The 19572-nt window shown below is 65.0% G+C and carries 16 protein-coding genes; 9 read left to right on the top strand and 7 right to left on the bottom strand.

What is annotated here, in order from left to right; genetic code table 11:
- Positions 1–52 precede the first annotated feature (52 nt).
- Genes mksF through mksB form a run of 3 tightly spaced genes read right to left on the bottom strand, consistent with a single transcriptional unit; the run spans position 53 to position 4873 of the window.
- Entirely contained in the window at positions 53–2896 is a 2844-nt protein-coding gene (gene mksF, locus BTN82_RS24905) for an Mks condensin complex protein MksF (protein WP_075121729.1), read from the bottom strand.
- Entirely contained in the window at positions 2893–3603 is a 711-nt protein-coding gene (gene mksE, locus BTN82_RS24900; protein ID WP_075121728.1) for an Mks condensin complex protein MksE, read from the bottom strand. The genes mksF and mksE overlap by 4 nt, the downstream gene beginning before the upstream one ends.
- Entirely contained in the window at positions 3593–4873 is a 1281-nt protein-coding gene (gene mksB / locus BTN82_RS24895) for an Mks condensin complex protein MksB (protein ID WP_186828444.1), read from the bottom strand. The genes mksE and mksB overlap by 11 nt, the downstream gene beginning before the upstream one ends.
- 208 nt (positions 4874–5081) lie before the next feature.
- Between mksB and BTN82_RS24890 the strand changes: the two genes are divergently transcribed.
- From BTN82_RS24890 to can, 3 genes are all read left to right on the top strand, one after another.
- Complete coding sequence (locus BTN82_RS24890; RefSeq protein ID WP_081375514.1) at positions 5082–5828, top strand: energy transducer TonB; 747 nt, start codon at positions 5082–5084, stop codon at positions 5826–5828.
- Complete coding sequence (rimI, locus tag BTN82_RS24885) at positions 5821–6273, top strand: ribosomal protein S18-alanine N-acetyltransferase (RefSeq protein ID WP_075121725.1); 453 nt, start codon at positions 5821–5823, stop codon at positions 6271–6273. Before BTN82_RS24890 ends, rimI begins: the two co-directional genes overlap by 8 nt.
- Positions 6274–6510: 237 nt before the next feature.
- Positions 6511–7155 (top strand): carbonate dehydratase, encoded by a 645-nt coding sequence (gene can / locus BTN82_RS24880; RefSeq protein WP_075121724.1) that lies wholly within the window; start codon positions 6511–6513, stop codon positions 7153–7155.
- Positions 7156–7243: 88 nt separating this feature from the next.
- Here can and BTN82_RS24875 read toward each other — a convergent pair whose 3' ends face one another.
- The 3 genes from BTN82_RS24875 to BTN82_RS24865 all read right to left on the bottom strand — a co-directional run bounded on the left by BTN82_RS24875 (position 7244) and on the right by BTN82_RS24865 (position 11960).
- Positions 7244–8431, bottom strand: coding sequence for a hypothetical protein (locus BTN82_RS24875; RefSeq protein ID WP_075121723.1), 1188 nt, complete (start codon positions 8429–8431; stop codon positions 7244–7246).
- Positions 8432–8566: 135 nt separating this feature from the next.
- Positions 8567–10282, bottom strand: coding sequence for an acid phosphatase (locus tag BTN82_RS24870; RefSeq protein WP_075121722.1), 1716 nt, complete (start codon positions 10280–10282; stop codon positions 8567–8569).
- A 259-nt stretch (positions 10283–10541) separates the two neighbouring features.
- Positions 10542–11960 carry a short-chain fatty acid transporter gene (locus BTN82_RS24865; RefSeq protein WP_075121721.1) on the bottom strand — a complete coding sequence of 473 codons (1419 nt, stop codon included), beginning with the start codon at positions 11958–11960 and terminating at the stop codon, positions 10542–10544.
- 386 nt (positions 11961–12346) lie between these two features.
- Here BTN82_RS24865 and BTN82_RS24860 point away from each other — a divergent pair, with 386 nt between their 5' ends.
- From BTN82_RS24860 to BTN82_RS24850, 3 genes are all read left to right on the top strand, one after another.
- On the top strand, positions 12347–13666 hold the full coding sequence (locus BTN82_RS24860; protein WP_075121720.1) for an MFS transporter: 1320 nt from the start codon (positions 12347–12349) through the stop codon (positions 13664–13666).
- A 213-nt stretch (positions 13667–13879) separates the two neighbouring features.
- Positions 13880–14401 carry a hypothetical protein gene (locus BTN82_RS24855; protein ID WP_261793019.1) on the top strand — a complete coding sequence of 174 codons (522 nt, stop codon included), beginning with the start codon at positions 13880–13882 and terminating at the stop codon, positions 14399–14401.
- Between the two features lie 116 nt (positions 14402–14517).
- Positions 14518–15423: a cation diffusion facilitator family transporter gene (locus BTN82_RS24850; protein WP_075121719.1), complete on the top strand. Its 906-nt coding sequence runs from the start codon at positions 14518–14520 to the stop codon at positions 15421–15423.
- A gap of 368 nt (positions 15424–15791) precedes the next feature.
- Here the strand turns inward: BTN82_RS24850 and BTN82_RS24845 are convergent, their stop codons facing one another.
- A complete protein-coding gene (locus BTN82_RS24845; RefSeq protein ID WP_075121718.1) occupies positions 15792–16466 on the bottom strand; it encodes a heavy metal response regulator transcription factor in 675 nt (224 codons plus the stop codon).
- A gap of 387 nt (positions 16467–16853) precedes the next feature.
- Here BTN82_RS24845 and BTN82_RS24840 point away from each other — a divergent pair, with 387 nt between their 5' ends.
- Genes BTN82_RS24840 through BTN82_RS24835 form a run of 3 tightly spaced genes read left to right on the top strand, consistent with a single transcriptional unit; the run spans position 16854 to position 19558 of the window.
- On the top strand, positions 16854–18119 hold the full coding sequence (locus tag BTN82_RS24840) for a TolC family protein (protein ID WP_075121717.1): 1266 nt from the start codon (positions 16854–16856) through the stop codon (positions 18117–18119).
- The gene (locus tag BTN82_RS31410; RefSeq protein WP_186828443.1) at positions 18116–18268 is read left to right on the top strand and encodes a hypothetical protein; all 153 of its coding nucleotides are present in this window, start codon (positions 18116–18118) and stop codon (positions 18266–18268) included. Before BTN82_RS24840 ends, BTN82_RS31410 begins: the two co-directional genes overlap by 4 nt.
- A 51-nt stretch (positions 18269–18319) precedes the next feature.
- Complete coding sequence (locus BTN82_RS24835) at positions 18320–19558, top strand: efflux RND transporter periplasmic adaptor subunit (protein ID WP_075121716.1); 1239 nt, start codon at positions 18320–18322, stop codon at positions 19556–19558.
- Positions 19559–19572: the final 14 nt, after the last annotated feature.

The following is a 19572-nucleotide window of genomic DNA, read 5'->3' as shown; positions in this document are numbered from 1 at the left end:
CAAAAGGCCGCGATCTTGAGATCGCGGCCTTTTTTGTTTCACCGTGGGGGAGTCAGACTTCGTCCAACTCCGCCTCGGCTTGCGGCTCGACGTTCAGGGTGGCCTTGACCTGATCGTGGCGACGGATGTACTTCCAGTCCGCCTCGTCGATATAGATACCGTTCGGGCCGCTGCCGCCTTCCAGGTCGATGGCGACCTGGGCCGACACCTGCGGCTTCACACTGGCCAGGATCGGCACGAAGCCCAGTTGCAGGCTGGTTTCCAGCAGCGCCGCCTGGTTCTTCTCGTCGATGTCCGCGGCTTCGTCGAGGTAGTACGGCAGGCGCACGCGGCCGGCCTGGTCGCGGTCCATCAAGTGCAGCAACAGGTACATGTTGGTCAGCGCCTTGATGGTCATGGTGGTGCCGTTGGACGCCGCGCCGTCGATGTCGGTGTGGATCACCGGCTGGCCATTGACCTTGGTGATCTCGAACGCGAGTTCGAACAGGTCCTTGAGACCCAACTGGTTGTGGTTGGCCGCGACCAGGCGGGCCAGGTATTCCTTGGCCTCTTCGTTCTTGTTGTCCTGCTCGGCGCTCTGGCTCAGGTCGAACACCGACAGGGTCTCGCCTTCCTCGTACTGGCCGGCGCTGTGGATGATCTGGTCGATGTGCTTGAGCGCTTCCTTGTTCGGCGCGAGGACGATGCGGAAGCTCTGCAGGTTGGACACCTGGCGTTTGTTGATCTCGCGGTTGAACAGCGCCAACTGGTGCTCGAGGCTGTCGTAGTCGCTGCGGATATTGCGCAGGGTCCGGGCGATGTCGGTGACGGCGGCGCGGCGCGCCTTGCCCAGGGTCAGGGCTTCTTCGGTGCGGTGCGAGTAAGCGTTGATCAGCAGCTGCAGACGACGCTCCATGTCGTCTTCGCTGTCGAACTTGGCCACGCCCTTGAGACGGACCTGGGCATACAGCGCTTCGATCTGGCCGTCGACCCGCTGCAAGCCCTGCCAGCTGTCCTGGTAGTCGTTGAGCAGCGGCAGCAGGTTGTCCATGGAGTCGTCCACCGGGTCCATGAACGGCGTACCGAACGGCAGGTCCGCGGGCAACAGCTGGCGACGGCGCAGGGCGTCGTCGAGGGTGCGTTGCTTGGCTTCCATGTCGGCGATCTGCCGGCCCACCAGTTGCAGCTTGGCCGACAGCTGCTGGACGCGTTCGGTGAAGGCGTCGCTGGAGCGCTTGAGTTCGTCCTGGGCGGCTTCCATCTGCGCCAGCTGTTCCAGCTTCTCGCCTTCCTCGGCGCTCAGGGTCTGGGCACGGCGGAAGTCTTCCAGGGCTTTCTGCGCATCCAGCACTTGCTGGTACAGCGCTTCGGTCTGGGTCTTGCTCGCGGCCCGGTCGGCGGCCACTGCCTGTTGGGTCTTGAGCTGCTTGAGTTCTTTCTCCAGGCGCTCCTTCTGGTCGCGCAACGCCGCGCGGTCGGCCAGGGCCTGCAAGGCTGGCGGTTCGATGTGGGAGATGTCGATGGACAGGCCCGGCACCTCGAAGCGCTCGCCCTTGAAGCCATCGAGAATCAGCTCCACGGATTTGACCCAGTCGCCGTTCTCGTCGAGGGCGATGCCGTGTTCGCCCAGCGGCAGGCTGAACAATTGGCTGTTGAACAGGCGCATCAGGCGCTCGACGTCCTGCTGGGAGAACTCCTCGCGCAGGCGCGCATAACTGTTGTTGTCGGCGTGGTCAAGTTGCTGCTTGACCGACTTCAGGCGTTTTTCCAGGTCGCGCAGACGTTCTTCCAGGTCTTCGGCGGAGAACTGCCGGGACTGGGCCAGGGCGCCGGCCAGTTCGTCGTGGGCATCCTTGGCCGCCAGCAGTTGCTGTTCCAGGACCTTGACGTCGTCCACCAGGGCGAAGCGGTGCTTGAGCACCGACAGCTCGCCGAGCCAGCGCTGGGTGCCGGTGATTTCCCGTTCCAGGCGCATCATTTCCTGGGTGCTGCTGCGCTGGTCGTTCTGCAGCGCATCCTGTTCGTTGCGGTAATGCTCGGCCTGGATGGTCAGCTCTTCCTTGCGCGCACCGGCGTAGTCGGACCAGGTGCCCAGCAGCGAGTCGAGCAGCGGCGACAGGCGATGCAGTTTGCCGCGCAGGATATCGCGCTGCTTCACGCCGTTGGCCAGGGCTTCCACCAAGGGGCCAGCGGCCACCAGCGAGTTGTAGTCCTGCTCCATGCGGCGCACGTCGCGGAAGGCTTCTTCGCAGGCGGCGATGTAGTCGACGCTGCCGGAGCGCAGGCTGTGCTCGAAGGCGTCGAGGAACAGCTGCTTGAGCTTGGCCGCGGTGATTTCGCGCATGTGCAGCAGGTTGATGAACAGGGCGCGGAAGGTCTTCAGGCTCTGTTCGCTGGTGGAGCGCAGCGGGATCAGGGTCAGGTCCAGCGGGATCGAGGTATGCCCGCCGACCAGCAACCGGCGCAGTTCGTCCGGCTTGAGTTCATAGGCCTTCAGGCCCTGGCGCTCGAGGTTGGTGAACAGCTCTTTCTGCCGCAGGCAAGTGTCGTCCTTCTGGTAATGCGCCAGGTCCAGCTGGCCGGCGTAGGCGAAGAACTGGTGGCCGAAGCCGCCGCCCGGGCCGCGTCCGGCCACGCCGATCACGTGCGGGCCGTGGGGCAGGGAGACTTCCACGAGGATGTAGCTGGTGTCGGACGCAAAGTAGAAACGCCGCGATTGCTCCAGGCTGTACTTGCCGAAACTCATGTCCGACATGCGCGCCAGAATCGGGAATTGCAGGGCGTTGATCGACGCGGACTTACCCAGGTTGTTCGCACCGTAGACCGACAGCGGTTCTTCCAGCGGGAACAGGCCCAGGCTGTAGCCGGCGGTGTTCAAAAGGGCAAAGCGGCGGATGCCGTAGCGTTCCTTGCTCATGCGTCGAGCTCCTGTTCTTCGGCAATGGCGCGGGCCAGTGCGTCTTCTTCACTTTCCTGCTCGCCTTCGGCGAATTCGCTGAGGTCCAGCGGGTCGTCGGTCTGCAGCAGTTTTTCGTCGCTGTCTTCGTCGATCAGCACTGGCGTCGGCAGCGGCAGCACGCTGTGCAGGCTGGCGGCCAGGTCGCGGTCCTGCTGCACCGACAGGCACACGTCGAGGAAGCGGTGCATTGGCGGCAGGAAGCGGTAGATGCCCGGCTCCTCGCCGGCAAAACCCAGTTGGGTCATGCGGCGCATGATTTTTTCTTCCAGCTCCTCAACGGTCTGCACTTCGGCCTGGATGAAAAGGTCGCGGTACTTCTCCAGCAGGGACGGCAACTCGTCGCGGCCCAGGCTGCCGCCGTCGAGCACGGCGATCGGGTCGCGGCCCTGGTCGGCCAGGTGTTCCACCAGGATGAAGGTGAACAGCGCCAGGCGCTGGGCGGTCTTGTTCACCTGGGCGGCTGCGTTTTCCGGTACGAAGTAATAGAAGCCGCGGGTATCGCAGACCAGCTCGAAGCCCAGGGCCTTGAACAGGGTGCGGTACTGGTCCTGGAAGTTCGACAGTTGGGCATACAGCTCCGGGTCACGGCGGCTGACGTGATAACCCTTGAATAGCTCGCGAAAGATCGGCGCCAGCTGGGACAGTTCGGAAAGATCAAGATGCATGTGGGGTGCTCGCAGAATTCTCAGGCTGGTCGTCGCGGGCCGAGAGCAGGGCGAAGGAGCGCAGGCTGACCTGGTGCTCGTGGGTATGGTAGTCGCGGCGTTCCAGACGCTCGCGCTTGAAGCGTTTTTCCCGCGAGAGGCGGGAGAACCAGTACAACAGCTCGTCGGTGGCGCCGTTCGGTTCCTGCTCCAGCAGCCAGGTCATCAGGTCTGGCATCGGCAGGGCGTCTTCGCAGCGATCGAGCATCTCGCGCACTGTGCGCGGCGCTCGCGGCGCATCGCCAGCCTTGTGGGTCTTGTGCGCCTTGGGGAAGCGCGTCGGCTTCGGCTCGAAGCGGGCCAGGGCGTAGACATAGGCTTCGACCTGGCCGGCGCTGCCGAGGAAGGTGCTTTGCGGACGGGTGAACAGCGGCATCGCCGCTTGCGGCACCGCGTCGATGCCCTTGCGCCGGATGGCCGACAGGGCCAGGGCCGCGCCGCGGGTCACGGCGTTGTGCCGGCGGGCTTCCTCGCGCAGCGGCAGCAGCAGTTCCCGGGCGTGGCGCAAGGTCAGCTGGGCGCTGGTCTGCATTTCCAGGATCCGCGCGTGGGTGCGCAGCAGCATGTCGTCGTCCACCAGGTGGCCCAGGCGCTGCTGCTCGGTGAGCATGCGCAGCAGGACGTTCTCGACCTTGCGCACGCCCTGCTCGAAGGCGCCGTCGGCGTTCACCAGCTGGATCATCGGCTCGACGTATTCGTCCCAGGTGGCCAGGACCTCGGCGTAGCGCTGGCGCAGGGGGATCTGTCGGTCGCTGGTTTTGGCCCGCTCGGCGACCGCCACCAGGGCCTGTTCGTCGTTGGCGAGTTTTTTCAGCACATCGCGCACGCGCATATCCAGCAGGCGCAGCTGGCGGGCCAGGTCATGGCCGTCGCGGATGTCGAAGGCGTCCTGGATATAACCGGCCAGGCGCTCGAGGTGGCGCAGATAGGCTTCGATTTCCAGGCACAGGCCCAGACGGTGCTCGCGGCGCAGGTAGGCGAGGAAGTCGTGGATCTGCGCGTTGAGTTCGAAACGGTTCGGGCTCTTCGCCACCGGAACCAGGATGTCCAGGCGGATCCATACGTCCAGCAGGCTGGTGATGTCCTGCGGGGTACTGTCGATTTGCTGGGCGGCCAGCTGTGAACGCAGTTCGGCGAGGCTCAGGGTGCCTTGGTCGAAGTGCTCGCACAGTGGCTCCAGAAGTGCCCAGTGTTCGGCGAGGGCGCGCAAGACGCGCTTGGGTTCGATCATCGGAATGGCCGGCTGGTTGGCAATGAAAAGCAGCGATTGTACTGCATCGCAGGGCTGACTATTCACCCCTCGGTCAGGACTGCTGCATTTGTGGCCAATCAACTGCGGGCGATCTTCGGCGAAGGACGGTAGAATCCCCCCACTTCAGTTATCCACAAGTGGCCGACCCTTGCTTATCGAGTCCCGCCGTCGCGCTTATCTGTCCGCCATGCAGGTGGTCAGCTGGCTGCCGCGCACCGAATTGCCCTTTGCCGCGCCTTCGCGCCCCGAGTTGCTGGTGATTGAGCAGCCCGTGGTCGAGGCGCCGGTTGCCCCGGCAGCTGTGGCCAGAACGGTTGTCGAGCCGGTGGCCAGGCCCGCCGAGCGGCCGAAAATCGAAGTGCCGCGCCCGGGCAGCGCTGCCGTTCGTCCGGCGAGCAAGCCCGTAGAAGAGGTCGAGGAGACGCCGGTGCCGGTCAAGGCCCCGGTGGTACCGCCGCCGCGTTTCGCCCTGCAATTGCTGCGGGCCGGCGACTGCCTGCTGCTGGTGGAGTTACCCACAGGCGAAGCCTTCCAGCGCCGCGATCCGGCCTATCTGCTGCTCAAGGACATGCTGCGCGCCGCCGGGCTGCCGGACAGCCCGCAGATCGTCGCCGAGCCGGTGCGCTGGCCGATGCTGACCCGCGGCAACCTCGACCAGGGACCGGAGGCGGCGCGGGATTTTGTCCAGGCCTTTGTCGGCGCGCGGGTCGAAGAGAGTCCTTGCGTGTGCCTGTGGCTGGTCGGCCTGCCGGCGGTGCGTTTCGCCGGCGAGGCGGACGCCGAGTCGTATAACCGTGAACTCCAGGTCGAAGGCCTGGGTTCGGCCTGGGCGCTGCCGGGGCTGGAACTATTAATGGAAGAGCCACAGCGTAAGGCTGATGTCTGGCAAGCCATGCGTCGGCTGATGGCGCGCTGGAAAAGTAGCAATGAGTGACGCTTTATCGTTCCGCCCGGCCACCGAGGCGGATCTGGATGCCATCCTGAAAATCGAATACGCGGCGTTCAGCCACCCCTGGACCCGCGGCATTTTTACCGACGCCCTGAAATCCTATGAAGTCTGGCTGATGTTCGAAGGCAGCCAGCAGGTCGGCCATGGGGTGATCCAGGTGATCATCGACGAAGCCCACCTGCTCAATATCACCGTCAAGCCGGAAAGCCAGGGCCGCGGCCTGGGCCTGTGCCTGCTGGAAGAATTGATGAAACGCGCCTACCAGAAAGACGCGCGCGAGTGTTTCCTCGAGGTGCGCTCCAGCAACCAGACGGCGTATCGACTGTACGAGCGTTACGGTTTCAACGAAGTCGGCCGCCGCCGCGACTATTACCCGGCGGTGGGCGGGCGCGAAGATGCGCTGGTGATGGCCTGTACCCTGGTCGACTGATCGAGCGGCGTGTGCAGAAGCCAGGCTGGCCGGAGAAATCCAGCTCCTGCTCTTCGTTGTCGTCGGTGGGAGCGTCGTGATTCGGTCATGGCCAGTGCCCATGCTTGTGGGCCTGCAAGGCTGGATCGACAGGCCCGGCAAGATTCCTGGAGCTGGAAGCGGTATCTGCATCGACACGCGTGACCTCGAACGGCGGTCGTCTGTCACAACAACGCATCAATCCTGAGGCTGCACAGCATGAACGAACTACAAGACCTGATTGATAACAACGAGCGTTGGGCCGAAGCGATCAAGCAGGAAGATCCTGACTTCTTCTCCAAGCTGGCGCGCCAGCAAACGCCGGAATACCTGTGGATCGGTTGTTCGGACGCCCGGGTACCGGCCAACGAGATCGTCGGCATGCTGCCGGGCGATCTGTTCGTACACCGCAACGTGGCCAATGTGGTGCTGCACACCGACCTCAATTGCCTGTCGGTGATCCAGTACGCGGTCGACGTGCTCAAGGTCAAGCACATCCTGGTGACCGGCCACTATGGCTGCGGCGGGGTGCGCGCCTCGATGCAGGATCGCCAGCTGGGCCTGATCGACGGTTGGCTGCGTTCGATTCGCGACCTGTACTACGAGCATCGCGAAGCGCTGGGGCAACTGGCCACCGAGGAAGAGCGGGTCGACCGTCTCTGCGAGCTGAACGTGATCCAGCAAGTGGCCAACGTCGGCCATACCAGCATCGTGCAAAACGCCTGGCATCGCGGGCAGAGCCTGTCGATCCATGGGTGCATCTATGGCATCAAGGACGGTCGCTGGAAGAGCCTGAACGCGACCATCAGCGGCTCCGAGCAGTTGCCGCCGCAGTATCGCCTGCGTCCGGTCGGGGCGCCTTGAAGCCCTGAAAGCCCCTCGCGAACAAGCCCGTTCCTACCGGTAGGAGCGGGCTTGTTCGCAAGGGGATGTTGCCGTTAGCGCTTATCGGTCAGATATGCGGCGCCTCGATGCTCATCGACGGGGCCGGCGCTTTCAGCTGCTTGAGCTGGGTCTTCACCGGCGCGGTGGTGCATTTGGCCTGGGCCTGCTCCGGGGTCAACTTGCGGACCGAGGTGTAGAACAGCACGCAGGTCTGCTCTTTCTGGGTCACCTGCCAGGTCTGGGTGCAGCTTTTGAGCTGCGCCGCCGGATCGTTGGCCGGCTTGCTGCCCATCCCGGCCTGCCAGCAGGCAGCGCTCAAGTCCTGCCCCATCACTTTCAAGCCCGCGGCGTCGGCCTTGGCCTGGTCGCCGTCGTAGTTTTCCGGGTCCGCCGCGTACCAGATATAGCTCGGGTGGTTGGAGCCCAGCACCGGCACTTTCACGCCCGCGCTCGGGCTGATCTGCGCCAGGCCCAGCACGTTCACCGTGACGTTGTACTGCTGCTTGACCCAGTTGCGCACCGGCGCGCCGAACGCCACCATCGGCAAGGCTGCGCCGCTGGCGTTCTGGCTGACTTCCTTGACCATGGTGGTCTGGTAGCTGTTGAAGTAGCCGTAGACGCCTTCCAGGTCCTTGCCGGCGCTGGCGGGCGCGGCGATGGGCGCGATGTCGACGATGGTCTGGTATCCCGGGGTCTGCTCGGCCGGAATGCCGTTGACCGTCAGCAGTGTGGCCCAGCGGTCGGTGGTCGCCGATTCCAGGTAGTCCTGGGCCTGGGTCAGCGAATAGTCCGGCGGGAAGTGCAGCAGCTCGACGCTCTTGCGGTTCTCCAGGGCCATGCCCAGGGGCAGGAACAGGTACCAGTTGTAGGCCCATTTGCCGTCGGCGTTGAGCTTGCTCGCGCCCTGGTAGGCCAGGTCGCCGGCATCCAGCAGGGCGCTCAACGGCTTGTCATACCCCTTCGGGACCCCGCTGATGCTGGCGTACAGCTGGTCGTTATCGGTTTTCACCTCGACCTTGGCGGTGCTGTAGCCATCGCGCTGCACACTTTGGGTCAGGTAGTGCTCGACGGTCTGCTCCAGCGTCCAGTTGCGGAAGCAGATCACGTTGCAGTTGTTGGGGTAGGCGAAGAGCTGGGTGACGCGCTGGGTGCTGCCCAGCTTCAGGTCGACATCGGCCTGGGCCGTGGTGCTCAGGCTGCCCAGGGTCAGGGCGGCGAAGGCGAGGGGTAGGGAAAGTCCTGCGGGTTTCAACATGCTTGGCTCCTTGTCAGCGTTGGCCTCGTCTGTGCGAGGTGAGTTCCATACTGGAACAGTAGCGGGTGACAAGGAAACCGCCGGGACAAATCTTTTTTGGCCTGGGCGGCGACCGCTTCGGCCGCCGCCATCGGCTCAGGCCGGGAAGTGCAGGGCGTTGCTCAGGTCACCCATGGGCGCCTGCCCGCGAGCGATCATCGCCGCGTCGCGCTGCTTGAGGCCGTCGAGCTGTTCCAGCTGGAACACCCGGGTGATCAGGCGCAGGATCGACGCGGTGTCGTAGACGGTATGGTCCACCGTGCCCTTGCGGGCGAAGGGCGACACCACCAGCGCCGGAACGCGGGTTCCCGGGCCCCAGCGGTCGCCCTTGGGCGGGGCGACGTGGTCCCACCAGCCGCCGTTCTCGTCGACCGTGACCACGACCACCATGTTCTGCCACTGCGGGCTTTCGCGCAGCACCTTCAGGGCACGCACGATATGCCGGTCGCCGGCGGCCACATCGGCATAACCGGCGTGCATGTTGAGGTTGCCCTGGGGTTTGTAGAACGCCACCGGCGGCAGCTTGCCGGCTTCGGCATCGGCGAGGAAACGGTTGCTGGACGACTCGTCGCCCAGGCCGCCGTCGCGCAGGTGGTGGTGGCGTTCGTCCGGATGCTCGGGGCCGAACTGCACGAAGTAGTTGAACGGCTGGTGGTGGTACTGGAAGTTGGGGATCTTCGGAATGCCCGCGGAATCCTTGTAGGCGTCCAGCGTCACTTGCCAGGCGCCGGCATACCAGGCCCAGTCGATGTCCTTGCGCGAGAGCTTGTCGCCGATGGTGTCGTGGCGCTGCGGCACCAGCACGTTGGGCAGGTCGGGCTTGGCGTAGGCCGGGCGCTGCGGGTCGCGGATCCAGGTCGGCCAGTACGGGGGGGCCATGGTATTGACCGCATAGCCGTCCGGGGTCAGCAGGCTCGGGCCGAATTGCGGCGGGCCGCTCATGGCGCTGGCTGGGGATTGCTCCAGCGGTTTGAGGCGAGTGTCGGCCGGGTCGTCGCTTTGCAGGACGGCGATCTGCGGCTTGGCCACCGAGTTGGCCGCGTCCGGATAAAACGGCGTGGCGGCGCTGATCAGGTACTGGTGGTTGAGAAACGAGCCGCCGAAGGTGCCCTGGAAGAAGTTGTCGCAGAGCACGAATTCCCGCGCCACGTCCCACAGGCGCAGCGCGTAGCGGCTCTGGGCGTAATAGCCCATGGGCAGGCCGCCGGCGTCGGCCCAGGCGACGAACGCGTCGTTCTTGCCGCCGTTGATCTGCATCTGGTTCTGATAGAACACGTGCCACAAGTCGCGGGTGACCAGGCCCAGGGGCAGGTCTTCGCCGTCGGGGCCCTTGAGGGCGAAGGGCGCGTTGGGCAGATGTTCCTGGTACTGGCTGCCGACCGGGTAGGTCACGCCGTCCAGCGCCTGGGGCCCGACCTGGGTAAAGCCGCCCCACACCGGCGGCAAGGCCGGCAACAGGCTGCCGTCGCGGTCGCGTTGCTGATAGTCGGAGGGCTTGAGGGCCGAGAGCGGCTTTTCCAGGCCGGGGAAATCGGCGAACAGGTTGTTGAAGCTGCGGTTCTCGGCATAGATCACCACCACGTTCTTGACGTTGTCGCGCAGCGCCCGGTCCAGCTCCGCCGGGGACAGTGGGCGCTCCGCCGGCGTGCCCGGCGTCTGCTCGCCATGCCCGCAGGCACTGAGCGTCGCGCCGACCCCGAGCACCGCCACGCCCCCGAGAAAGCGCCGGCGGCTGCTGTCGGTGGGCTGGCCCGTGATGTTGGGATTCATGGGGTCGGGATTCGTGGGGTCTTTCGGGGTGTCGTCGCTCATGCCGGGTCCCTGATTGCCTGCTGGTCAATTCGTAACAAAGTATTTCGGTCGCACGGTAGCAATCGAATATGACGAAAAGGCTACAGGAAAGGCTCTGGGACGGGGCTTTTAAGGTGGTAGGGGGACGCTGGGAAGGCTGTAGGGATTGTTCGGGGAGCGGCTGCCGAGGCTCGGGCGGGGGAATGAACGAGCCTGGGCCTGGCGCTCTATCGCGAGCAAGCTCGCTCCTACAGGGGGGAGCGAGTGGCTCGCAAAGCGGTCAGGGGGCTACGGGCGGCAGGTAGCTCAGGGTGGTGCCCAGCGCCCACAGCAGCACCAGCACCAGCGGCGCGTGCACCAGCAACTGGACGAAGGAGAAGCCGATCAGGTCCCGGGCCTTGAGCCCCAGCACCCCGAGCAGCGGCAGCATGTAGAAGGGGTTGATCAGGTTCGGCAGCGCTTCGGCGGCGTTGTAGATCTGCACCGCCCAGCCCAGGTGGTATTGCAGGTCGTTGGCCACCTGCATCACGTAGGGCGCCTCGATGATCCACTTGCCGCCGCCCGACGGAATGAAGAAGCCCAGCACCGCCGAATAGACGCCCATCAGCAGCGCGTAGGTGTCGTGGGAGGCAATGGAGGTGAAGAAGGTCGAGATATGGTGGGCCAGGGTCTGGCCGTCGACGCCCTTGACCACGGTCATCAATGCCGCGATCGAGCCGTACAGCGGGAACTGGATCAGCACCCCGGTGGTGGTCGGCACCGCACGGGCCACGGCATCGAGGAAGCTGCGCGGGCGCCAGTGCAGCAAGGCGCCGACCATCAGGAACAGGAAGTTATAGGTGTTGAGCCCGGAAATCGCGGTGATCGCCGGCTTGCTGGCGAATTCGTGGTAGAGCCAGCCGGCCGCGAGCAGGGCCAGCAGGATCGTCAACAGCGGGCTGTGTTCCAGCCATTCGCCAGGACGGCTCGGCGGTGGCGGCTTGGGCAGGTTGAACGCCGGGTCGACCCCGCATGCCTTGGCATCGCGCGCGCTGTTCGGCCCCGGCGCGGTGGCGTAGGCGATGATCAGCGAGACCACGATCAGCGCCAGCAGCAACACGCCGGACTGCCAGAGAAAAATGGTCTCGGTGAAGGGGATCACCCCGGTAATCGCCAGGATCGACGGCGGCAGGCTGGCCGGGTTGGCTTGCAGTTGCGCGGCCGACGATGACAGGCCCAGGGCCCAGACGGCGCCCAGGCCCAGGTACGCCGCGGCCCCCGCGGCGCGGTAGTCCATGCGCAGGTCGGTGCGGCGGGCCAGCGCCCGTACCAGCAGGCCGCCGAACACCAGGGACAGGCCCCAGTTGAGCAACGAGGCGACCATCGAGATCAGCGCCACCCAGGCCACGGCGGAGCGGCCGTTCTTCGGGATGCGCGCCAGGCGGTCGATCAGCTTGACCGCGGGCGGCGAACTGGCGACCACGTAGCCGCCAATCACCACGAAGGCCATTTGCATGGTGAAGGGGATCAGGCTCCAGAATCCGTCGCCGAAGGCCTTGGCGGCCTCGGTCGGGGCGGCGCCCATGCTCAAGGTCGCCACGCTGACAATGATCACGGCGAGGGCGGCGAAGACCCAGGAGTCGGGAAACCAGCGCTCGGCGAAGTTCGAGCAGCGCAAAGCAAATCGGGCATAGCGGCTTTCTTCGATAGGGTCGGCCACGCTTCATTACCTCTTGTATTTATTATTGGAGCAGCCGTTTTTGCGTGCTGGCAGTCGCGCCAAGGCATTCGGGCTGCGAATCTACTGCGCCTTCATCGCGGCAGAGACCTGCCGGTCATCGCGATCTTCGTCACGAGGCCGCAGGCGGGCGATCAAGGTGGTGACGCGATGGACAGCTTGTCTGGATTCACCCTCGGCGTCGGGAAAGTGTCCATTCTTGCGTTTTCGGAGGGAGGGCGCGAGGGATCTTCGCCCAAGCGTATTCATTTGAGAATGTAGTAATTTTCATTGATCGATGAGTAAAGCCAATATATCGATGTGATTTGCCATGACCCGGCCCAGCCCATAATCTCTAAGCCATTTTGTTCGCCTGCCGAGTCTTTTTCATGACTGCCACCTCTTATCCAGCGCAGCGTTTTTCCCGCGCCGACTACAAGACCCTGGGCCTGGCGGCGCTGGGCGGCGCGCTGGAAATCTACGATTTCATCATCTTCGTGTTTTTCGCCCTGACCCTGAGCCAGCTGTTCTTTCCGCCGGAAATGCCCGAGTGGCTGCGGCTGTTGCAGAGCTTCGGGATCTTCGTCACCGGCTACCTGGCGCGGCCGCTGGGCGGTATTTTCATGGCGCACTTCGCCGACCGCCTGGGGCGCAAGAAGGTGTTCAGCTTGAGCATCCTGATGATGGCCCTGCCGTGCCTGCTGATCGGCATCATGCCGACCTATGCGCAGATCGGTTACTTCGCGCCGCTGTTGCTGCTGGCGTTGCGGGTGCTGCAAGGCGCGGCGGTGGGCGGCGAAGTGCCCAGCGCCTGGGTGTTCGTCGCCGAGCACGCGCCGGCCGGGCACCGCGGTTATGCCCTGGGCTTTCTGCAGGCCGGGTTGACCTTCGGCTACCTGATCGGCGCGCTGACCGCGACCTTGCTGGCGCAGTCGTTCACCCCGGAGCAAATCCTCGATTACGCCTGGCGCTACCCGTTCCTGCTCGGCGGGGCCTTCGGCGTGATCGGCGTCTGGCTGCGCCGCTGGCTCAGCGAAACCCCGGTGTTCATGGCCATGCAGGACCAGCGCGAAAGCGCCGTCGAACTGCCGTTGCGTACCGTGCTGCGCGAGCATCGCCTGGCCCTGTTGCCGGCGGCGATCCTCACCTGCGTGCTGACCTCGGCGGTGGTGGTGTTCGTCGTCGTGACGCCGACCATGATGCAGAAGACCTTCGGTATGAGCGCCAGCCACACCTTCGCCCTGAGCAGCCTGGGCATCGTGTTCCTGAACATCGGTTGCGTGCTGGCCGGGCTGATCGTCGACCGTATCGGCGCCTGGCGCACGGTGATGCTCTACAGCCTGCTGCTGCCGCTGGGGATCGGCCTGCTCTACGGCTGCCTGATCGGCGGCGGACAGTGGGTTGGCCTGGCCTATGCCGTCGCCGGTCTGTGCTGCGGGGTGGTGGGCGCGGTGCCGTCGGTGATGGTCGGGTTGTTTCCGGCGCGGATTCGCGTGTCTGGTATCTCCTTTACCTACAACATCGCTTACGCGTTGTGGGCGAGCATCACGCCGTTGCTGCTGATCGGCCTGATGCCCTGGAGCCCGTGGGTCAGCGTGATTTATTGCGCGGTGATGGGGGCGGTCGGGGTGCTCAGCGCAGGGTATTTCGGCGCGCGTATGCCCCGCCTGGCCGGTGCTGGAGTGCCTGGCGTTTGCGCGGGGTCTTGAGGGTTTTTCGTCGGTGGTCCGGCGCTCGCGCGAGTCGCCAGGCAGAAAATTTCTCCCGGCGAAACCCCCTGCCCAGGCGAGCTAGAGCCTTCGCCGGGCGCAGGGTTTTCTGCCGGCTGCAGGCCATTGAAGGTTGTGCTTAGCCAAGGCCGATTTACCCGCTAATCTCTCGAAAAAAAACGCGCGGCCCACGCGCCAGTTTCGGGAGCTGCCTTGATCCGGTCCGTCCTGTGTTCCCTGCGCGATTTCACCACGCTGGCGCCGCTGTTGCAGGCCGCGTGGTTGTCCGCCGCCCTTGGCCTGATGTTCGTCCTGCTGTACCTGTGGACCTTCAACCTTGTCGACTATGAGCTGGAAGGCGCCAGTGTCGAGTCCCTCACCGGCACAGTGCGCTATGTCGATAGCGGCGGGATGCTGGTGCAGGATGATGACAGCGGCGAATACACCCGGCTCCGGATGATTCGCGGCATCAGCTATTTCAAGAGCGACAAGGGGCGGCTCCAGGGCCGGACCCTCGAGTTCACTCGTTTGCGCGACGCGATACTGACCTGCGCCCTGGACGGCCAGGAACTGTGCGTGGCGCAATGTTCCAGTGCCGCGCAGTGCCTGGAGCGGCGCCGTGAGCGCGAGGCGCCGCTGGGCCTGCCGCTTGCGGCATTCGGCATCAGCCTGGTCTGCCTGGGCCTGCACCGGGGGCGCCGACGCCCATCCGCGTCGGGGGCGGACAGCCTTTGAGTCGTCCTGAATAACCGTTGGCTGTCGGTTGCATGACCATTACGTCATTTTATCGGGGGCGCGTGTGCGCTCCGGCTATCATCAGCCACGATGATTTCCACAGGCAGGGGGCTTTCATGGGCGCAGGACACAGTCACGGACAGGTTCGGGCCGGACACGAACGCAAGTTATGGATGGCCTTGGGGCTGACGGGCAGTTTCATGATCGCCGAGGTCATCGGCGCCTTTGTCACCGGCAGCCTGGCGCTGCTGTCCGACGCCGCGCACATGATGACCGACGCGCTGGCGCTGGCGATTTCCCTGGTGGCGATCCAGATCGGCAAGCGCGCCGCGGACCGCAAGCGCACCTTCGGTTATGCGCGTTTCGAGATTCTTGCCGCGGCGTTCAACGCCATCCTGTTGTTCGTGGTGGCCTTCTACATTCTGTTCGAGGCGTACCAGCGGCTGTCCGCGCCGGCGGAAATCCAGTCGACGGGGATGTTGGTGATCGCCGTGCTGGGGCTGATCGTCAACCTGATCTCCATGCGTCTTTTGGCCTCGGCGAGCGCCGAGAGCCTCAACGTCAAGGGCGCTTACCTTGAGGTGTGGAGCGACATGCTTGGCTCCGTCGGTGTGATCATCGCGGCGCTGGTGATCATGTTCACCGGCTGGGGCTGGGTCGACTCGGTGGTGGCGGCGGCCATCGGTTTCTGGGTCCTGCCGCGCACCTGGACGCTGCTCAAGGAGAGCATGAACGTACTGCTGCAAGGCGTGCCGGACGGCATCGATATCGACCAGGTCGAGCAGGGCATCCGCGCCATCGACGGGGTGACGGACGTCCACGACCTGCACCTGTGGGCGCTGACCAGCGGCAAGAACGTGATGAGCGCACACCTGGTGGCCGACCTGGGACGGCGCAGCGAGCAGCAGATCCTCGCCGACGTCACCGAGTTGATGCACGAGCGGTTCGACATCTCCCATGTGACGGTCCAGGTCGAACAGGCCGGCTTCCACGAACAGGGCCACGAAGAACACGTGCATTGACCTCGCGACCTCGGCAACGATTCGGCTACACCCGATTTCCCTGTAGCCGCTGCCGAGCCCGCGAGGCTGCGTACGACTGCGCAGCAGGCGCCGCTCTTGAGATCGCCAGAGGTCCTGCGGACCTTGCGCAGCCTGCGGCAGCGGCTACACCGCCGGCGTATCGCCAAACGCCCTGTAGCCGCTGCCGAGCAACGCGAGGCTGCGTACGACCGCGCAGCGGGCGCCGCTCTTGAGATCGCCAGAGGTCCTGCGGACCTTGCGCAGCCTGCGGCAGCGGCTACACCGGCGGCGTATCGCCAGACTCCCTGTAGCCGCTGCCGAGCAACGCGAGGCTGTGTACGGCTGCGCAGCAGGCGCCGCTCTTGTGTTCAATCGCGCTCTTCGAGCACGTAGCCGACGCCACGCAGGGTGTGGATCAGCTTGCTCTCGAACGGGTCGTCGATCTTGGCCCGCAGGCGGCGGATCGAGACTTCGACCACATTGGTGTCGCAGTCGAAATTCATGTCCCACACGAACGAGATGATCTGGGTGCGCGACAGTACCACGCCGCTCTGGCGCATCAGCAGGTGCAACAGGGCGAATTCCTTGGTGGTCAGGTCGATGCGCTGCTTGCCGCGAAATGCCCGGTGGCGGCCCTGGTCCAGCTCCAGGTCGGCCACCCGCAACACATCCGGGGTCGGCGACTGCTCGCTGCGGCGCAACAGGCTGCGCACCCGCGCCAGCAGTTCGGGGAACTCGAACGGCTTGACCAGGTAGTCGTCGGCGCCCAGGTCCAGGCCCTTGATCCGGTCGACCAGCCGCCCCTGGGCGGTGAGCATCATGATCCGCGTATTGCTGTCCTGGCGAATGCGCTGCAGCACGCCCCAGCCATCCAGTTCCGGCAGGTTGACGTCGAGAATCACCAGGTCGTAGGCGTGCTGGCGGGTCAGGTGCAGGCCGTCGGCGCCGTTGCTGGCGCAATCGACGACATAGCCGCTTTCGCTCAGTCCCTGATGCAAGTAGTCGGCGGTTTTCGGTTCGTCCTCGATCACCAGAATACGCATGCTGAATTAGCCTCGGTGTTTAGTACGGTGGCGAAGTTGAATAACCCGTTTAGAAGTAACGGGCGCGATCATTCAACTTTCAAAGTTTCGGAGTGCGTTGTTTCGAGAAGTTGTGTCTCTATATTTCGAGTTGTTGATTTATTGCGGTTGCACTTTGCTCGATTGCCCGGATGTTAATACGAAAGCCCGTGGCAGAGCGCTTGCTAACGGATTTGTAATCTTTGCGCCACCCTGTCGATAAGTACCGAACGCTACATTTGGCCAGCACTAAATACTCACCTGTTAGTTGTTTTATGGGTGGAGTGTGGATGCGTCGTGTCGGTCCAATTGCCTCGCGTCGTTCAGCCTCCGCCGTCACTCTGCACCGGTAAGGGGCCAGAACGCGTTATGCCAACCACCATTAAAAAACTTGCCTGGGTCGTCGGCGCCTTGTCCGGTGTCCTGTTGTTGGCCAGTGCCTCGTTGCAAGAGGCCGCCGCGGCCGAGCCCCGGACGCTGAGCCTCGACAACGCCCTGGCGGACGCCTTCGCCAACAACCCCGATCTTGCGGCCGCGCGCTGGGAAATCGACATCGCCCAGGGCGGTCGGCAGCAGGCCGGGCTGATTCCCAATCCGGTGTTGTCCTGGGATGCCGAGGACACCCGCCGCAGTTCGCGCACCACCACGGTCAAGCTCAGCCAGACCCTGGAACTGGGCGGCAAGCGCGGGGCGCGCATCGACGTCGCCGGCCGTGCCCAGGACGCCGCGGCCCTGGAACTCGAACGCCAGCGCAACCAGTTGCGCGCCGATGTGATCGCGGCCTTTTACGGCGCCTTGCGCGCCCAGGAACGCAGCCTCCTGGCCGGCCGTTCCCTGGCCCTGGCCGAGCGTGGCCTGACCGTGTCCAAGGGCCGAGTCAGCGCCGGCAAGGCTTCGCCGGTGGAGGCCACCCGCGCCCAGGTCCAGCTTTCGGAAGTGCGCCTGGAACTGAGCCGCGCCGAGATGGACCAGGCCAACGCCTATCGGCAACTGGCGACCGTGACCGGGGCCGCCACCACCGATTTCGCCGCCGTCGCGGAGCCGGCCAGCGCCTTGCCTGTGCTGCCGCCTCCGGCGCAGTTGTTGGCGCGGCTGCAAGAGACCACCGAGCTGCGCCTGGCCGAGATGCAGATCGTGCAGCGCGAAGCTGCCCTGGGGCTGGAAAAGACCCAGCGCATTCCCGACCTCGATATCAGCGTCGGCAGCCAGTACGACGCCAGCGTGCGCGAGCGGGTCAACCTGGTCGGTGTGTCGATGCCGTTGCCGCTGTTCAACCGCAACCAGGGCAACGTGTTGTCGGCCGCACGTCGCGCCGACCAGGCCCGTGATTTGCGCAATGCCACGGAGTTGCGCCTGCGCACCGAAACCCGCCAGGCCCTGGACCAATGGAGCACCGCCCGCAGCGAAGTGCAGTCGTTCAACCAAGTGATCCTGCCGGCCGCGCAAAACGCCGTGGACACCGCCACCCGCGGTTTCGAGATGGGCAAATTCAACTTCATCGAGGTGCTCGACGCCCAGCGCACGCTGATCAGCGCCCGTACCCAGTACATCGCCGCCGTGGCCCAGTCCACCGATGCCTGGGTACGCATTGAGCGGATCTACGGCGACCTCGCCGGCGCCGACCGCGCCCTGTGAAGACGGCGTGGTTCGTCCTGCTGTGCCTGGGCGCGTTGCTGGTCACCGATTGCAGCGTGCCGGCCCAGGTCGAGGAGACCTCGGCCCATTGGTGCCTGCATGACTTGCATCGGGCGCTCGGTGATTTCTTTTTTCCACAGACCTCATGACACGGCGGTCTTGCCGGAAGGCGTGTCGAGTCGATTTTTTCAGGAGCATGCATGGACAAGAAACGAAGCATTGCCGTGGCGTTGACCGTGACGGTCGCGCTCGGCGCAGCCGGGTTGATGTGGCAGGACCTGTTCCAGGGGGCGCCGGAGGCCGGGCAGACGCAGGCGGCGGACAAGGCGCAAGCGGCCGATACGCATAAGGACGGCGAGACGCATCAGGAAGGCGAACAGGCGCCGGCGGGCGAGGCCCATGCCGAGGAAGAGGGCAAGGTCGAACTCAGCGACGAGCAGATCAAGGCCGCCAACATCCAACTGGCCGAAGCCCAGCCGCGGGACCTCAGCAGCCTGCTGACGTTGCCGGGGGAAGTGCGTTTCGACGAGGACCGCACCTCGCACATCGTGCCGCGCGCGGCCGGGGTGGTGGAGTCGGTGGCGGTCAATCTCGGCCAGGCGGTGAAGAAGGGCGAGCTGCTGGCGGTGATCGCCAGCCAGCAGATATCCGACCTGCGCAGCGAACTGGCCGCCGCCGAGCGCCGGGTCGAGCTGGCGCGCACCACCTTCCAGCGCGAGCGCCAGTTGTGGGTCGACCAGATCTCCGCCGAGCAGGATTACTTGCTGGCCCGGCAGGTCCAGCAAGAGGCCGAGATCGCCCTGAACAACGCCCGGCAGAAAATGAATGCCCTGAGCGGCAGCGCGGTGCTGGCGGGCGGCAACCGCTACGAGATGCGTGCGCCGTTCGACGGCGTGGTGGTGGAAAAACACCTGAGCGTCGGCGAAGTGGTGGGCGAGACCAGCGCCGCCTTCACCCTGTCCGACCTGTCGCGGGTCTGGGTCACGTTCGGCGTGTTTCCCAAGGACCTGAACAAGGTCCGGGTGGGCAAGCCGGTGCGGGTGCAATCCACGGAGCTGGGCAGCCAGGTGCAGGGCACGGTGGCCTACGTCGGCAGCCTGCTGGGCGAGCAGACCCGGACCGCCACGGTGCGGGTCACGGTGCCCAACCCGGACGATACCTGGCGGCCCGGTTTGTTCGTCTCGGTGCAAGTGGCGACCGACACCTACCAGGCCGGCGTGACCGTACCGCAAAGCGCGATCCAGACCGTGGAGGACAAGCCTTCGGTGTTCGTGCGTATCGCCGACGGCTTCCAGGCCACGCCGGTGGTGCTGGGCGGCAGCGAAGACGGTTTCGTCGAAATCCGCGAAGGCCTGCCGGTCGGGGCGCAGGTGGCCACCGCCGGCAGCTTCATCCTCAAGTCCGAACTGGGCAAAGGCTCGGCCGAGCACGGCCATTGATCCGCCTTATCGGC

Origin of the sequence: Pseudomonas chlororaphis, from assembly GCF_001921865.1 — a bacterium.
Classification (GTDB): Bacteria; Pseudomonadota; Gammaproteobacteria; order Pseudomonadales; family Pseudomonadaceae; genus Aquipseudomonas; species Aquipseudomonas chlororaphis_D.
The sequence above is the reverse complement of the archived record's forward strand: the minus strand, read 5'-3'. Positions and strand labels throughout refer to the sequence as shown.

Coding starts and splice junctions, on each gene's coding strand:
- mksF (WP_075121729.1), bottom strand. CDS start 2,896: ATGAGCAAGGAACGCTACGGCATCCGCCGCTTTGCCCTTTTGAACACC.
- can (WP_075121724.1), top strand. CDS start 6,511: ATGAACGAACTACAAGACCTGATTGATAACAACGAGCGTTGGGCCGAA.
- rimI (WP_075121725.1), top strand. CDS start 5,821: ATGAGTGACGCTTTATCGTTCCGCCCGGCCACCGAGGCGGATCTGGAT.
- BTN82_RS24860 (WP_075121720.1), top strand. CDS start 12,347: ATGACTGCCACCTCTTATCCAGCGCAGCGTTTTTCCCGCGCCGACTAC.
- BTN82_RS24850 (WP_075121719.1), top strand. CDS start 14,518: ATGGGCGCAGGACACAGTCACGGACAGGTTCGGGCCGGACACGAACGC.
- BTN82_RS24875 (WP_075121723.1), bottom strand. CDS start 8,431: ATGTTGAAACCCGCAGGACTTTCCCTACCCCTCGCCTTCGCCGCCCTG.
- BTN82_RS24835 (WP_075121716.1), top strand. CDS start 18,320: ATGGACAAGAAACGAAGCATTGCCGTGGCGTTGACCGTGACGGTCGCG.
- BTN82_RS24840 (WP_075121717.1), top strand. CDS start 16,854: ATGCCAACCACCATTAAAAAACTTGCCTGGGTCGTCGGCGCCTTGTCC.
- mksB (WP_186828444.1), bottom strand. CDS start 4,873: ATGATCGAACCCAAGCGCGTCTTGCGCGCCCTCGCCGAACACTGGGCA.
- BTN82_RS24890 (WP_081375514.1), top strand. CDS start 5,082: ATGCAGGTGGTCAGCTGGCTGCCGCGCACCGAATTGCCCTTTGCCGCG.
- BTN82_RS24870 (WP_075121722.1), bottom strand. CDS start 10,282: ATGAGCGACGACACCCCGAAAGACCCCACGAATCCCGACCCCATGAAT.
- BTN82_RS24845 (WP_075121718.1), bottom strand. CDS start 16,466: ATGCGTATTCTGGTGATCGAGGACGAACCGAAAACCGCCGACTACTTG.
- mksE (WP_075121728.1), bottom strand. CDS start 3,603: ATGCATCTTGATCTTTCCGAACTGTCCCAGCTGGCGCCGATCTTTCGC.